This window comes from Mycolicibacterium sp. SMGY-1XX, assembly GCF_059132455.1.
The window spans coordinates 7,087,733-7,100,403 of sequence record NZ_CP101139.1 but is presented as its reverse complement, the minus strand read 5'-3'; the positions used below and the strand labels follow the sequence as shown (position 1 = coordinate 7,100,403).

At 64.9% G+C, this 12,671-nt stretch carries 11 protein-coding genes and 1 pseudogene; 7 read left to right on the top strand and 5 right to left on the bottom strand.

The window, feature by feature from the left end; translation table 11 throughout:
* Positions 1 to 111 precede the first annotated feature (111 nt).
* The 5 genes from NL241_RS33920 to NL241_RS33900 all read left to right on the top strand — a co-directional run bounded on the left by NL241_RS33920 (position 112) and on the right by NL241_RS33900 (position 5,850).
* On the top strand, positions 112 to 1,275 hold the full coding sequence (locus NL241_RS33920) for a mandelate racemase/muconate lactonizing enzyme family protein (protein ID WP_487689608.1): 1,164 nt from the start codon (positions 112 to 114) through the stop codon (positions 1,273 to 1,275).
* A 130-nt stretch (positions 1,276 to 1,405) separates the two neighbouring features.
* A complete protein-coding gene (locus NL241_RS33915; protein ID WP_487689611.1) occupies positions 1,406 to 2,821 on the top strand; it encodes a cation:dicarboxylate symporter family transporter in 1,416 nt (471 codons plus the stop codon).
* 119 nt (positions 2,822 to 2,940) lie between these two features.
* Entirely contained in the window at positions 2,941 to 3,888 is a 948-nt protein-coding gene (locus NL241_RS33910; RefSeq protein ID WP_494396330.1) for a phosphoglycerate dehydrogenase, read from the top strand.
* 31 nt (positions 3,889 to 3,919) lie between these two features.
* Entirely contained in the window at positions 3,920 to 5,011 is a 1,092-nt protein-coding gene (locus NL241_RS33905; RefSeq protein ID WP_494396329.1) for a tartrate dehydrogenase, read from the top strand.
* A gap of 26 nt (positions 5,012 to 5,037) precedes the next feature.
* On the top strand, positions 5,038 to 5,850 hold the full coding sequence (locus tag NL241_RS33900) for a DUF5718 family protein (protein WP_494396328.1): 813 nt from the start codon (positions 5,038 to 5,040) through the stop codon (positions 5,848 to 5,850).
* A gap of 880 nt (positions 5,851 to 6,730) precedes the next feature.
* On the opposite strand, the pseudogene NL241_RS33895 reads toward NL241_RS33900, so the two are convergent.
* A pseudogene (locus NL241_RS33895) lies at positions 6,731 to 7,650 on the bottom strand (glycerate kinase).
* Between NL241_RS33895 and NL241_RS33890 the strand changes: the two are divergent.
* Positions 7,550 to 7,921, top strand: a complete 372-nt coding sequence (locus NL241_RS33890) for a GntT/GntP/DsdX family permease (protein WP_494396327.1) — start codon at positions 7,550 to 7,552, stop codon at positions 7,919 to 7,921. The pseudogene NL241_RS33895 and the gene NL241_RS33890 overlap by 101 nt on opposite strands.
* A gap of 534 nt (positions 7,922 to 8,455) precedes the next feature.
* Here NL241_RS33890 and NL241_RS33885 read toward each other — a convergent pair.
* On the bottom strand, positions 8,456 to 9,706 hold the full coding sequence (locus NL241_RS33885) for a glycosyltransferase (protein WP_494396326.1): 1,251 nt from the start codon (positions 9,704 to 9,706) through the stop codon (positions 8,456 to 8,458).
* A complete protein-coding gene (locus NL241_RS33880; RefSeq protein WP_494396325.1) occupies positions 9,703 to 10,332 on the bottom strand; it encodes a TetR/AcrR family transcriptional regulator in 630 nt (209 codons plus the stop codon). Before NL241_RS33880 ends, NL241_RS33885 begins: the two co-directional genes overlap by 4 nt.
* Before the next feature lie 558 nt (positions 10,333 to 10,890).
* On the opposite strand from NL241_RS33880, the gene NL241_RS33875 reads away from it, so the two are divergent.
* Positions 10,891 to 11,148: a DUF3297 family protein gene (locus NL241_RS33875; RefSeq protein WP_487690582.1), complete on the top strand. Its 258-nt coding sequence runs from the start codon at positions 10,891 to 10,893 to the stop codon at positions 11,146 to 11,148.
* Positions 11,149 to 11,215: 67 nt separating this feature from the next.
* Here NL241_RS33875 and NL241_RS33870 read toward each other — a convergent pair whose 3' ends face one another.
* Positions 11,216 to 11,338: a hypothetical protein gene (locus tag NL241_RS33870; RefSeq protein WP_494396324.1), complete on the bottom strand. Its 123-nt coding sequence runs from the start codon at positions 11,336 to 11,338 to the stop codon at positions 11,216 to 11,218.
* A 560-nt stretch (positions 11,339 to 11,898) separates the two neighbouring features.
* Positions 11,899 to 12,561 (bottom strand): TetR/AcrR family transcriptional regulator, encoded by a 663-nt coding sequence (locus tag NL241_RS33865; RefSeq protein WP_494396323.1) that lies wholly within the window; start codon positions 12,559 to 12,561, stop codon positions 11,899 to 11,901.
* Positions 12,562 to 12,671 lie beyond the last annotated feature (110 nt).

Genomic DNA, 12,671 nt, shown 5'->3' with positions numbered 1-12,671 from the left:
CTCGATGTATGACCGCGATCACGAGCTGGGCTTGTGCTGGCGGTCACAGGGAGTCTAGCATCGCTCATCAGTTACAACTCACATCTTATAAATTACAAGGGAGGTGCACCGATGAAGATCATGTCAATCCACGAGGGCGTCGTCCCGATCAGCTCATCGATCCGCAACGCCTGGATCGACTTCAGCTCGATGGACTGCTCCATCGTGGCCATCGTCAGCGACGTGGTGCGCAACGGCGAGCCGGTGGTCGGCTACGGCTTCAACTCCAACGGCCGCTACTCCGCCGGCGAGATCCTGCGCCGCCGGATGATCCCCCGGCTGCTCGACGCCGACGCGGACAGCCTGGTCGACGAGACCGGCAACATCGACCCGACCAAGGCGTGGCCGTTCATGATGAACAACGAGAAGCCCGGCGGCCACGGCGAGCGTTCGGTCGCGGTGGGTGTGCTGGACATGGCGCTGTTCGACCTGGCCGCCAAGATCGCCGAGAAGCCGCTGTACCGCTACCTGTCGGACCGCTTCGGTGACGGCCAGCCCGACGACTCGGTATTCGTCTACGCCGCCGGCGGCTACTACGCACCCGGCAAGACGCTCTCCGACCTGCAGGACGAGATGCGCCGGTTCCTCGACATGGGCTACTCGGTGGTCAAGATGAAGATCGGCGGCGCCGACCTGACCGAAGACCTCAAGCGCATCGAAGCCGTCATCGACGTCCTCGACGGCGACGGATCCCGCCTCGCCGTCGATGTCAACGGCCGCTTCGACCTGCAGACCGCCCTCGAGTACGCCAAGGCCATCGAGCCCTACGGCCTGTTCTGGTACGAGGAGATCGGCGACCCGCTGGACTACCGCCTCAATGCCATTGTCTCCGAGCAGTACCGAGGCCCCATCGCCACCGGCGAAAACCTGTTCTCCGTCCAGGACGCCCGCAACCTGATCCGCTACGGCGGCATGCGCCCGGACCGCGACTACATCCAGGTCGACCCCGCCTTGAGCTACGGCCTGACCGAGTACATGCGTGTCCAGGACATGCTCAAGGAACACGGCTGGTCCTCGCGCCGCTGCATCCCCCACGGCGGGCATCAGTTCTCGCTGCATATCGCCGCAGCCCTGAAACTGGGCGGCAACGAGTCCTACCCCGGCGAATTCCAGCCCACCGGTGGCTTCGCCGACGGCGCCGTCGTCAGCGACAGCCGGGTCGGGCTCACCGAGGTGCCCGGCATCGGCTTCGAAGCCAAGAGCGCCTTCTACAAGGTGCTGCGCGAACTCCACTGATCGCGTAAATCGGTGCCCCCGGTGTCGTGGCCGGGCGGCGCGTTAGTTCATCGCTACCCGGCCACCGGCCGCCACCCAGCCCACCCGCATCACGGCCGCAAACACCAAACTGCATCGAAGGAGTCTTGCCATGTCCGCCACCACTGCAGCGCCACCCAAAAAGCGCTCCCGATTCGGATCGCTGATCCGCCAACTGTGGTTCCAAGTCATTCTCGGCGCCGTCCTGGGCATCGCCGTCGGCCTGCTGGCCCCCGAGGTCGGCAAGGCGCTCACCCCGCTCAACGACTGGTTCATCGGCCTGGTCAAGATGATCGTCGTTCCCGTGGTCTTCTGCGTGGTCACTTTGGGCATCGCCACCATGGACAGCCTGCGCCGCGCCGGCCGCATCGGCGTCAAGGCCCTGGGCTACTTCTTTGTCCTGTCGCTGGTGTCGATGCTGATCGGCCTCGCGGTCGCCAACATCTTCCAGCCCGGCAAGGGCATGAACATCGACGTCAACAGCCTCGATGCCAGCACCATTCCCGGTGTCGATTCCGGTGAGAAGGTCGGATTCGTCGAGTTCGTGTCAAACGTGATCCCCGAATCGCTGTTCGGCGCCATCACCGGCCACGCCATCCTGTCGGCACTGGTGGTGTCCCTGCTGATCGGGTGCGCACTCAACGTCACCCGCGAATCCAGCGCGCCAATCACCAAGGCAATCCAGGCACTCTCGCACGTGGTGTTCAAGATCGTCGGCTGGGTGATGTGGCTGGCCCCGATCGGCACCTTCGGTGCGCTGGCCTCCGTTGTCGCCAAATACGGCGCTTCCAGTCTGCAGCAACTCGGCTTCCTCATCCTGCTGTTCACCGGCACCTGCATCGTCTACGTGGTCGTACTGCTGGGCCTGATCTCCCGGGCCTGCGGCCTGGGTCTGATCCCGCTGATGCGCTACCTCAAGACCGAACTGCTGATCGCGCTGAGCACCTGCTCCAGCGAAGCGATCCTGCCGCAACTGGTGCGCAAACTTGAACACCTCGGTGTCGGTAAACCGGTTGTCGGGCTGGTCATTCCGGCTGGCTTCTCGTTCAACCTGGATGGCTCGGCGGTGTATCTGACGATGGCGTCGCTGTTCCTGGCGCAAGCCGTCGGTATCGATCTGTCGTGGCAGGAACAGCTCATCATGGTCGGGGTGATGATGCTGACCAGCAAGGGCACGGCTGGCATCGCGGGTGGTGCCTTCATCGTGTTGGCCTCCACCATTACCGCGGTCGGTCACGTTCCACTGGCCGCGCTCGCGCTGATCGTCGGCATCGACCGGCTGCTGAACGAGGGCCGGGTGTTCATCAATGTTCTCGGCAATGCCATCGGTACCATCGTGATCGCGAAGTGGGAGAACGACTTCGACGCCGACCGGGCACGCGACGTGCTCGCCGGGAAAATCGAGTTCAACATCGAGGACGAAGAACTCGATGTACTGGCCGCGGGGACTGAGCACCAAGCCACTGCCGGAGACGACGTAGCCGAGTCGGCGTCACCCTCCCGCGCTAACGCGCACGTGTCGCACTGATCGCCGCAACAGTCTTTCTCGATCCGTGAGGACAGGGCCGCCGCGGCCGCACAGGCGGCGGCCCTGCCGCAACTGTCCGAACGAATCTCTCGTCTGACCAAACCAGAAGGAAAAGCCTGATGGCCCGCATCCTGGTCACCACTGACTACCTGCGTCCCGGGGACGAGGTGGACGCCGTGCTGCGACGTCACGGACATCAGGTCACCTACCGCCCGGCGGCCGGCAAGCGAGCTGCCGACGAAGCGCTCACCCTGTTCGACGGTATTGACGCCGCCATCATGGCCAGTGAGCCCGTCACCGCCGAGATGCTCTACACGGCAGGTGAACTGAAAGTCATCGCCCGCAGCGGCGTGGGTTACGACTCGATCGACGTCGCGGCCGCCGCGGCGCGCGGTATCCGGGTATGCAACACCCCCGGCGTCAACCACCATGCCGTCGCCGAAATGACCCTCGCGTTGATGCTCACCGCCGCGCGCCGCTTGCGTGCCGTGATTGATGGAGTCCGCGCGGGAGGCTGGCCGCGAGAAGCCGGGCACGAACTGCGCGGCGCCACGCTCGCCGTCCTTGGTTACGGGCCCAGCGGACGCGCCGTCGCGTACCTCGGAGCTGCGTTCGGTATGACCGTGCTGGTCCACACCGCACATCCCGACCCGGACGACACATCCGTTCAATTCGTGGACCGTGACACCGCGATCACCGCGGCCGACTACCTGAGCCTGCACGCCCGCGCCGACCCCACCAACCACCACCTCATCAACAGCGCCACCCTGCGCGCCATGAAACCCACCGCCGTACTCATCAACACCGCCCGCGGTGCCCTCGTCGACGAGACTGCACTTGTCACAGCGCTGACAACAGGCCAGATCGCCGGCGCAGCACTCGATGTCGTCGACGTCGAACCACTGCCTGCCGACAGCCCTCTGCGTCATCTAGACAACGTGGTTGTCAGCTCGCACCTGGCCGGCCAAACCGTCGAGGCGCGCAACCGCGCCGGACTGGCCGCCGCGCACGAGGTTCTTGCCGTACTCGACGGCCGCGAACCAAAACACCCCGTCGACCGAGCCTAGAAACACCGCTCCACCGAAAGGCATCCCCAACATGACCACGCATCGCAGCAAGACCCACCGGATCGCCGTCATTCCCGGCGACGGGATCGGCACCGAAGTCGTGCCCGAAGGCCTGCGCGTACTCGACGCCGCGGCGGCCGCGTACGACGTGAAACTGGACTTCACCCACTTCGAGCACTCCAGCGCCGACTACTATTCCAAGCACGGCAAGATGTTGCCCGACAACTGGTTCGACGAACTACGCGACTTCGACGCGCTGTTCTTCGGCGCCGTCGGCTGGCCAGAGGTGGTGCCCGACCACATCTCACTGTGGGGCAGCCTGCTGCAATTCCGCCGCGCCTTCGATCAGTACGTCAACTTGCGGCCGGTCCGATTGATGCCGGGTGTCCCGAGCCCACTGGTCGGCCGTCAACCCGGTGACGTCGACTTTTACGTGGTGCGGGAGAACACCGAAGGCGAGTACTCCAGCGTCGGTGGCAAGATCTTCGAAGGCACCGACCGCGAGACGGTGCTGCAAGAAACGATCATGACCCGCACCGGGGTCGACCGAATCCTCAAGTTCGCATTCGATCTCGCCCAGACCCGATCCAAGAAACACCTCACCTCGGCGACCAAGAGCAACGGAATCTCCATCTCCATGCCGTACTGGGACGAACGCGTCGCGGCGATGGCCCCCAACTATCCCGATGTCGAGGTCGACAAGTACCACATTGACATTCTGACGGCGAACTTCGTCATGCACCCCGACTGGTTCGACGTCGTGGTCGCCTCAAACCTGTTCGGAGACATCCTGTCTGACCTCGGCCCGGCCTGCACCGGCACCATCGGCATCGCCCCCAGCGCCAACATCAACCCGGAGCGGAAATACCCGAGCCTGTTCGAACCCGTACACGGCTCAGCCCCCGACATCGCCGGCCGCGGCATCGCCAATCCGATCGGACAGATCTGGTGCGCCTCCATGATGTTGGAACACCTCGGCGAACCCCAGGCCGCCGGCGCCGTACTCGCCGCAATCGAAACCGTGCTGGCCCGCGGTGGAGACACCTTGACCCCTGACATGGGTGGGAGCGCCACCACCGAAACCCTCGGCAAGGCCGTCGCCGACGCCATCACCGCATCATGAGTGGCGCCACCCAGCGACCGCCGCACATGATCACCATTGATCTTGACGAGCTGCGGACATGGTTTGGGATCGGTGTCGCCGGCAACTTCGCAGGCCACCTGGAGCAGGCCGGCGAAGCAGCGGACTTCCTGAACGTCACCTCCAAGGGAGCCGCACCCAAGGGGATTTTCCCCTGGTACGCACCCAACAACGACACCTTCCTGGGTGAATTCCCGCTGTCGCACAACACCATCGAGCTACCACCCCCAGGCCCCACCGACGGGCCACTGAACCTGCAAATCGAACCGGAGGTCGGCCTGGCGTGCCGGGTCACGTGGCAAGGAGACACCGTAACGAGCCTGCAGCCCTTTGCCCTCGGCGCGTTCAACGACTGCTCGATCCGACGGCCCAATGCGCCGAAGATCAGCCACAAGAAAAACTGGGGGAAGGCGTCCAAAGGCGTTGCCGCGCAATTCTTCGAGATCTCTGACTTGACACCAAACGGCCCCACCGCCACCCTCCGCCTGGCATGCGCGCTACTCACCGCCGACGGCCAGGAACACGCGTACGGCGTCGACAGTCCGCTGCAGGGCTACTCTTACTACGGCGCAACGCTGCTCGACTGGATCATCGAACGGCTCGCCAATCAGAAGGGGTCCGAGGACACCCCACTTGAAGATGTCGGCGCAGCGATGGCGGCCAGCGGTCACCCCCACAACGTTCTCATCGGGATCGGGGCAACGAAGTACACCCCGTTCGGTGCAACCACCTTCCTGCAGCCCGGCGACCAATCCATCGTCCGGATCTACGACACCGACTCCGAGGCGTTCTCCGAGGTGCGACAGAAGGTGTCGCACTGATCCCGCCGGTAGCTGCTCCGCACGACCTGAGCTACACGGGCTGAATGACCGGGCTTTCAACCATTATCCGTTCTTGTCCCGCGTGCGGTCGAGTAATGACGATGCGTATGTCGAGAAGTTGTCCTTGGTAACCGGGCAGCAGCGTGGGCGCCGATGAAGAACTGACGTCGCTCTTGGCTCGATGGCTAGCGGCCTGGCTCGGGGCATTGTTTGTCGGGAGGGTCCGCCAGCGAGGTGCAGCTTTGATGCACGGTGCTGCTCGTTCCGTAGCCAGGGGGGCTTATCGGGTCGTACATCCAGAATTCACTGCGGACTCGCGCGCTGTGGGCCCAGCTGCCACCGGCGAACTTCACAACGTAGTGCCCGTCCGGGTCGGGGGTAGCCGGCGCGAATATCGCTGTGACGACACAGTAGAGGCCGTCGTCCTCCACCCAGCGGCCCCTGACGCCGTTATAGATCCTCGGCGGGTACTGCCTAGTCCGTGCTGTGGCGGTGGCTGTGGCGCTGCCGCCCTGAGACTGACTGCGCAACTGCACCGTTGCGCCATCGCGCATCCCAGCGTTGGTGAATCGTCCGGCGCAGTGACCGCCGGAGAAGGTGTCGAAGGAATCGGCCAATGCCCATACCGCGGTGACGGTGTCGTCTACTGCTGCGCGGGCCGGTGGCGGCGCTGACGGCTCCACAGGTATTGGCGACCCGCCCGTCATGTGGTGCGAACACGACGGTCCGACCAGTACGCCCACCACCGCTATGGACGCGCCGATTCCCGCGCGTACCCGACCTGGGGTCCGCTGGCCGCTCACGGCGTAAACACTAACGGCGTCTCGTCAAGGCCACCAGGTTGATCGGGGATAGCCGTTCTCCCAAACCGTTCGGTCTGTCAGATCACCACCAGGCGGCGTCCAATGTCGTGTCCGATCCAGGTGAGAACCTCGGCACTGTGGTGCGGGTCGTCAACGGAGGAGCGGGCGGTGAATTCGCTGAGCGTTCTCACCTCGGTGAAGCCGGCGGCACGCCATTCGGTCTGGGGCAAGGTGCATCTGCCGGCGACGGCGATGACGGGTGTGCGGTGAGCGCGCCGGGCGACGGCGCTGAGGAGCTTCCCGCTCTGGGTCTGTTCGTCGATGGTGCCTTCGCCGGTGAGGACAATGTCGCTGTCAGTGACCCGGGAGTCGAAGTGCAACAGGTCGAGGAAATGGTCCGCTCCGGAGGTCATCGACGCACCGAGCAAGGTGGCGGCGAAACCGGCGCCTCCGGCGGCCCCGCCACCCGGGGTCAGGGCGAGGGTGAAGCCGTGCGGAACCGTTTGCCTCGCAATGACTCTGGCGACGTTGGTGAGGCCCTGTTCCAGGTAGGCGATGTCGTCGGGGCCGGCACCTTTCTGCGGGCCGTAGATGGCCGCGGCGCCGTCGGGTCCGAGCAACGGGTTGGTGACATCGCCGGCGACGACAATGCGCACCCCGTCGAGGTTGACCGCCCGGGAAGTGTCGACGTATCCGATCGCCGACAAGGTGCGCCCGCGGGCCCGAAGGGGCCGGCCTGCGTGGTCACAGAATTCGACCCCAGGGCTTCCAGCATGCCGGCGCCGCCGTCAGTGCTCGCTGACCCGCCCAGGGCCAGCACCACGGTCTGCGGTTTGAACCGCAGGGCGTGCTTGATCGCCTGCCCCAAGCCCAGGGTGGAGGAGTCCAGGGCAGCGGTGGTGCGGCGCCGCAGCGTCGACAATTGCTTCAACGCCTTCCGATCGGACTTCCTGCCCCCGCTTCTGCTCGTTTGGTTGGTGGCCGCAGTCCTGCACATCGCGTTGGGGTCGATCTCGGTTTCCGCCATCACCGCAGCCGGGATCCTCGCCCCGATCGCGGGCACCCTGGAAGTGCCCGTGGTCCTCGTCGCCCTCGCGGCAGGATCGGGCGCACTGTTCCTGCCGCACGTCAGCAGCAACTTCTTCTGGATGTTTCAATCCCTGCTCGGCTTCTCCACCCGTGGAACCCTCAAAACCCACAGCGGCGCAATGACACTCGCGTCAGTCAACTCCCTGCCCATCATCCTGGGGCTCAGCACCGTGATGTGAAGCGCGGCCACCGCCAGCTTGCGTCGTCACGCAATGTCGCCCCACGAAGGCACCCTTCGTGGGCGACACTCGCTGCGCTACCAACGGCGCCATCGGACTGGTGTCAGCGGTAGTCGGCGCCCCCGGCCCGCGGCCAGGTCGCGCCCGCCCCGGTGATTCCGCACGGAGCCCGTGTCCGAGGGCATCGGCTTGCTCAAGAACGGAGACGTGGAGGTGGCAGCATGGCGCGGAGACCATCTGAAGTAATTCTGTGCAGCGAAAGTGGTCCTCGAAAACGGAAAGGCCTGCCCTAGGGTTTCCTACGACGATGCTTGCTGGCGACGCCGTCACCACGTGTCCGTGCGGTTGCGCGGCCTTCAAGTTTGCAGCGCGTACCACTAGTCAGTTGCTCTGTTGCGTGACCTATTTCGATCCCTAACTACGGCTGTCGGCGGACAAGTCAACGCGCGTGTCACGTGTCGAAACACTATGTCGGTTTTGCCCGGCCAGCAGCGCGTTGCCCGTGAGTTCCTGTGCGGCCGTCGGCCGTTCCTCTCAGCGATGGGATGAGTACAGGAGTTGCTCAATGGCGGTGACGGCTGCGGTGGTGCCGTCCTCGCCGGCGAGGCAGTCCGCGAGACGTCGGCTGTTCTGCGGCAGGTCGGTGGAATTGAGTGTGGTGCGGATGGCTGCGGCGAGGCGCTGCGCGGTCAGCCGGCGCTGGGGCAGGGGTGTGGCGGCCGCGCCGAGCATGTGCAGACGCTGCGCCCAGAAGGGTTGATCGCCTGCGGGCCCGGGCAGGGCGATGCTGGGGATGCCGGCACGCAGGGCCGCGGCGGTGGTTCCGGCGCCGCAGTGATGTGCGACGGCGGCCATCTGCGGGAACAACCACTCGTGCGGTGTGTCACCGATGGTGAGAATGTTCTCGCCGGCGACGTCGAGTCCGGCCCACCCGGACTGGACGATGCCGCGCACGCCGGCCTGCGGCAGCGCTGTGGCGATGATGTCGGCGAGCTGCTCAGCGCGCGCCGCGGTGACCACGGTGCTGCCCAGCCCGATGAACACCGGCGCGGGGCCCGCGGCCAGGAACTCACTGAGGATTTGTGGGGGCTGCCATGGGAAAGGAGTTGGTGGCCACCAGTACCCGGTGACCTGCAAACCAGGCCGCCAGTCCGCGGGGCGAGACACGATGGTGGGTGAGTAGCCGTGCAGGACTGGCCAGTCGGCGTCCGTGCGGCGACGCCGAAGCGCACGTGCAGAGGCTTTCGGGAGTCCGAGTTCACGTCGAAAGTGCGCGACAACCTCGCCGTAGACATGATCGATGGCCCACACCGCGGCCCCGGCGGCCATCCGGTTGCCGACTCCGCCGAGTGACCAGGCACCCAGCACGCTCGGGGGATGGTCCGCGGTCGGCGACAGCGGTTGCATCCGGACCCCGACCGAGGGGATGGCGCGGGCTTCGGCCAGGGGGTGTCCGGCAAGTTCGGCCAGCGGTGGTAGCAGCAGGATGTCGGCGGGTGCTTCGCCGAGGGCACCAAGGATGAGCTGGCCAGTCTCGCGCTGGCCGCGCGGGGTGAACATCGCGGCGAACGCCTCTTTGATGGTGGCACCGGCGTGGTCGGTGCCTGGCGTGAAATCGGCAGACAGTTCCCGGAACTCGCACCCGGCTTCGGTGATCAGGTCGGCGAACGGTGTGTAGGCGGCGATGACGACCCGGTGCCCGGCCTGTTGGAGTGCGGCGCCGAGCCCGGCCAGCGGGGCGACGTCACCGTGGCTGCCGACTGCCGCAATCGCGACGGTGCTCATCGCGACCTGCCCACGATGCGATCGAAGATCTCGATCAAGTCGCCGGCGTAGCTGCCTACGTCGTAGCCGGGGTCGCCGAGCACCTTATCGACGACACCGTTGACAGCTCCGCGCAGTGCGATCGCGGTGGACTGCAGCGGGAAGTCCCCGAACTCGCCGTCGTGTTGGCCGGCGGCCAGGATCGAGGTGGGGTCGAGTATCGCGAGCTGTTCGGCGATGTCGGGCCTGAGCCCGAGCTCTTCGAAACGGCGCCCATCGGTGGGTACGTAGGTGGTGCCGAGTGAGGCCAGCGCTTTCAGGGCGGTGCGGTGTGTGCCGAAATAGCTGGTGCTGCAACGGATGTAAGCGTGTAGCTTGCCGGTGGCGCTGCGCTCGGCGTCGATTGCGGGGGCGAGCTGGGTGAGCATCGTGCGGTACATGTGCTCGACGATGGCGTCGACGAGATTGTCTTTGGTGCCGAAGTGATAAAGGACTGCGCTCATCGCGATTCCCACCCGGTCGGCGATTTTGCGGATCGACGCGTGGGCGAACCCGACCTCGGCGATCACGTCGATCGCAGCGGCCACGATTTGGGCCTTGCGTGCCGATCGGGTGAAGGACTCTTGCGAAGCCTGAGTTGACGGCATGCCCTGACCGTAAGCGGATCCGGCGATGTTTAGAAGGGGTGATCTAAGATCAGATCAACTGATCAGTTGACGTGGGCGTGGGGCGTCCTGTGGTGTGAGCAGCACCGTTGCCATTCCAGTCAGTCGGCCCCGGTCTTAAACCGACCTATCACGGTGGTCCGCCGACGACATCGCAGCGATCGCACACAGGTCCTGAGAACTGTTGCAGCCGAATCAAATTTGAAGAGATTCGACCATCGAGTTCACGTCGCGCGACCAATCGAGAGCCGTGGGCCTGGAAGGGGATGACAGGGGTCCCGTGAAGACAACCAGCGTCTCCCAACTGGTGGACACGAAAGTGAGAATTCGAGGTGTGGACATCTGATGAGAACGCTGCCGTCCGCGCAGCCGAGGGGATTGGTAGTGGACATGAAGTATGAGAAGCCACAGGGGGAAGGGGGCGTCGCTGCTGATTCGAGGCGGCCCGTCAAGACCTACGCGCAACTCGCTACCGCAGGGCCGCGTAGATTCTTTGAGGCTCAATCCGAGCACCTGACGCAGCACTCAACGAAAGCCATCATGCCCGAGGATCAGAACACAGACAGCCCACCGAATCACCTCTCCATCGATCCGCGCAGCGCTTTCTACAGCGAAGAGGCTCTCCGCCGCGGCGTGGGTATCCGCTTCAACGGCACCGAGAAAACCAACGTTCACGAATACAACGTGGCCGAAGGTTGGGTGCGTGTTGAAGTCCCTACCGCAAAGGATCGCCGCGGAAATCCCATGGTCATCAAGCTCAGTGGCACGGTCGAACCATATTTCCGCCAGGCAGAGTAGCGGACGCCCCTGGATTTCTGGCGCGGCAGTCAAGCGGCCCCGGCGGTCAGCCTGTGCTCGAGATCAATCAGCTCCACCGCCGGAGCGCCACGACCGTCTCCAGCGCGTTGAGTTGGTAGCGCAACGCCCCCAGCAGAACCTGCCCGACGTGGGAGACTCCCGCAGAAGAAGCGAGGGGCCGTAAGGCCATGTCGAGTAGGGCCCGCAGTACCGCGAGGTCTTCGGGCGAGGACTCCTGTACTGCTCGGTCGGGTGGAAGGGCACGATCTAGCCTGTCGTGCTGCGTGGCGCAGGTACCGGGTTGCCGGCAGCCTCGACAGCGCGATCAGGTTCGCACCGGCCTACGCCAGGGCAGGACCAACGGCGTGGAAAAATGCCTCCCCGAGAGTGATCACAGCGCGGTGCTCTTGCAGGTGCACGTTCCCAGCTGATGCATCTCGGAGGCTGAGAGCTGTCCACGCTATCCGCACTGAGCCCATCGATTCCGACGCGGTGCACAGGTGTTCGTTTCTGCGCGGACATGTCCCGATACCGAAAAGGGAGAATCGCAATCGTGGCACCACCAAGGAGGGCCAACACCGCTCGCCCCGACAGGCTTTCGGAATCATCGGACGTGTGCGATGCCCAGGCGGCCCAGGATGTGAATCAGTAGAGGTTATGCCGTGACACCTAGTGCGAACCAGTACGCGCCGGTGGCCCACCTCGGGTTGGACGGCCGGGTGGCCTGGGGTGGTCCGGACGCGATCGGCCTCAAGTCGTAGTCTGGGGTCCAGCAGCCGCGTCGAGATCTGGCAGTGGGCGGGCGCACACCTCGGCGGCGTCACTGTCCGACATTCCGAACAGTCGGAGTACGTCTGCGGTGACAGAGTCAGCGGCCCGGGCGTCATCGCGTCCAGGATCCTTCCGCAGCAGGGCACCTAGACCCAGAATGGCGCCACCGGCGATGGCAAGTGCCAGCTGCGGATCCTCGACGGTGAACCGACCGGCGTGGATGGCCGCTTCGATGTCGCGCAGCGCGCGGGGCGCCAGCCCACGGTCCGCGGACAACAAATCCACCCCATTGGCCAGCAGGATCTGGCTTTCCTGGGGGCGGCGCCGAAATAGACGCCCGGTCAGTCGGAACCGGCACGCAAATGTCTCTGCGGGATCTTCGACGCCAGCGGTGAGTACATCCAGCAGCGCGCCGTGCGCATCGAGCGCGTCGGCAACCGCAGCGGCGAACAGTTGTTCCTTGCTGTCGAAGTGGTTGTAGAACGAGCCCATGCCGACGTCGGCGGCCTGGGTGATGTCCAGGACTGCCACATTCAGCTTGCCGTCGGCGATGAAACCTTGCGCCGCGTTGATCAACGCGGCCCGGGTGCGCTGCTTGCGTCGCTGCACCCGGTTGACCACCGCGCCGGCCGGCTCACTCATGACCACCTCACCTTCGAATGTGAGGTCAATGTAGCAGTTCTGTCATTGATGACGATTTCGTCAGGATGCTTGACTGAGCATAACGTCGTATGTGACGATTTCCTCAACTT

What these genes read in the sequence shown, in the direction of transcription:
- NL241_RS33920 (WP_487689608.1), top strand. Translation starts at nt 112, where the DNA reads ATGAAGATCATGTCAATCCACGAGGGCGTCGTCCCGATCAGCTCATCG.
- NL241_RS33915 (WP_487689611.1), top strand. Translation starts at nt 1,406, where the DNA reads ATGTCCGCCACCACTGCAGCGCCACCCAAAAAGCGCTCCCGATTCGGA.
- NL241_RS33910 (WP_494396330.1), top strand. Translation starts at nt 2,941, where the DNA reads ATGGCCCGCATCCTGGTCACCACTGACTACCTGCGTCCCGGGGACGAG.
- NL241_RS33905 (WP_494396329.1), top strand. Translation starts at nt 3,920, where the DNA reads ATGACCACGCATCGCAGCAAGACCCACCGGATCGCCGTCATTCCCGGC.
- NL241_RS33900 (WP_494396328.1), top strand. Translation starts at nt 5,038, where the DNA reads ATGATCACCATTGATCTTGACGAGCTGCGGACATGGTTTGGGATCGGT.
- NL241_RS33885 (WP_494396326.1), bottom strand. Translation starts at nt 9,706, where the DNA reads ATGAGCACCGTCGCGATTGCGGCAGTCGGCAGCCACGGTGACGTCGCC.
- NL241_RS33880 (WP_494396325.1), bottom strand. Translation starts at nt 10,332, where the DNA reads ATGCCGTCAACTCAGGCTTCGCAAGAGTCCTTCACCCGATCGGCACGC.
- NL241_RS33875 (WP_487690582.1), top strand. Translation starts at nt 10,891, where the DNA reads ATGCCCGAGGATCAGAACACAGACAGCCCACCGAATCACCTCTCCATC.
- NL241_RS33870 (WP_494396324.1), bottom strand. Translation starts at nt 11,338, where the DNA reads ATGGCCTTACGGCCCCTCGCTTCTTCTGCGGGAGTCTCCCACGTCGGG.
- NL241_RS33865 (WP_494396323.1), bottom strand. Translation starts at nt 12,561, where the DNA reads ATGAGTGAGCCGGCCGGCGCGGTGGTCAACCGGGTGCAGCGACGCAAG.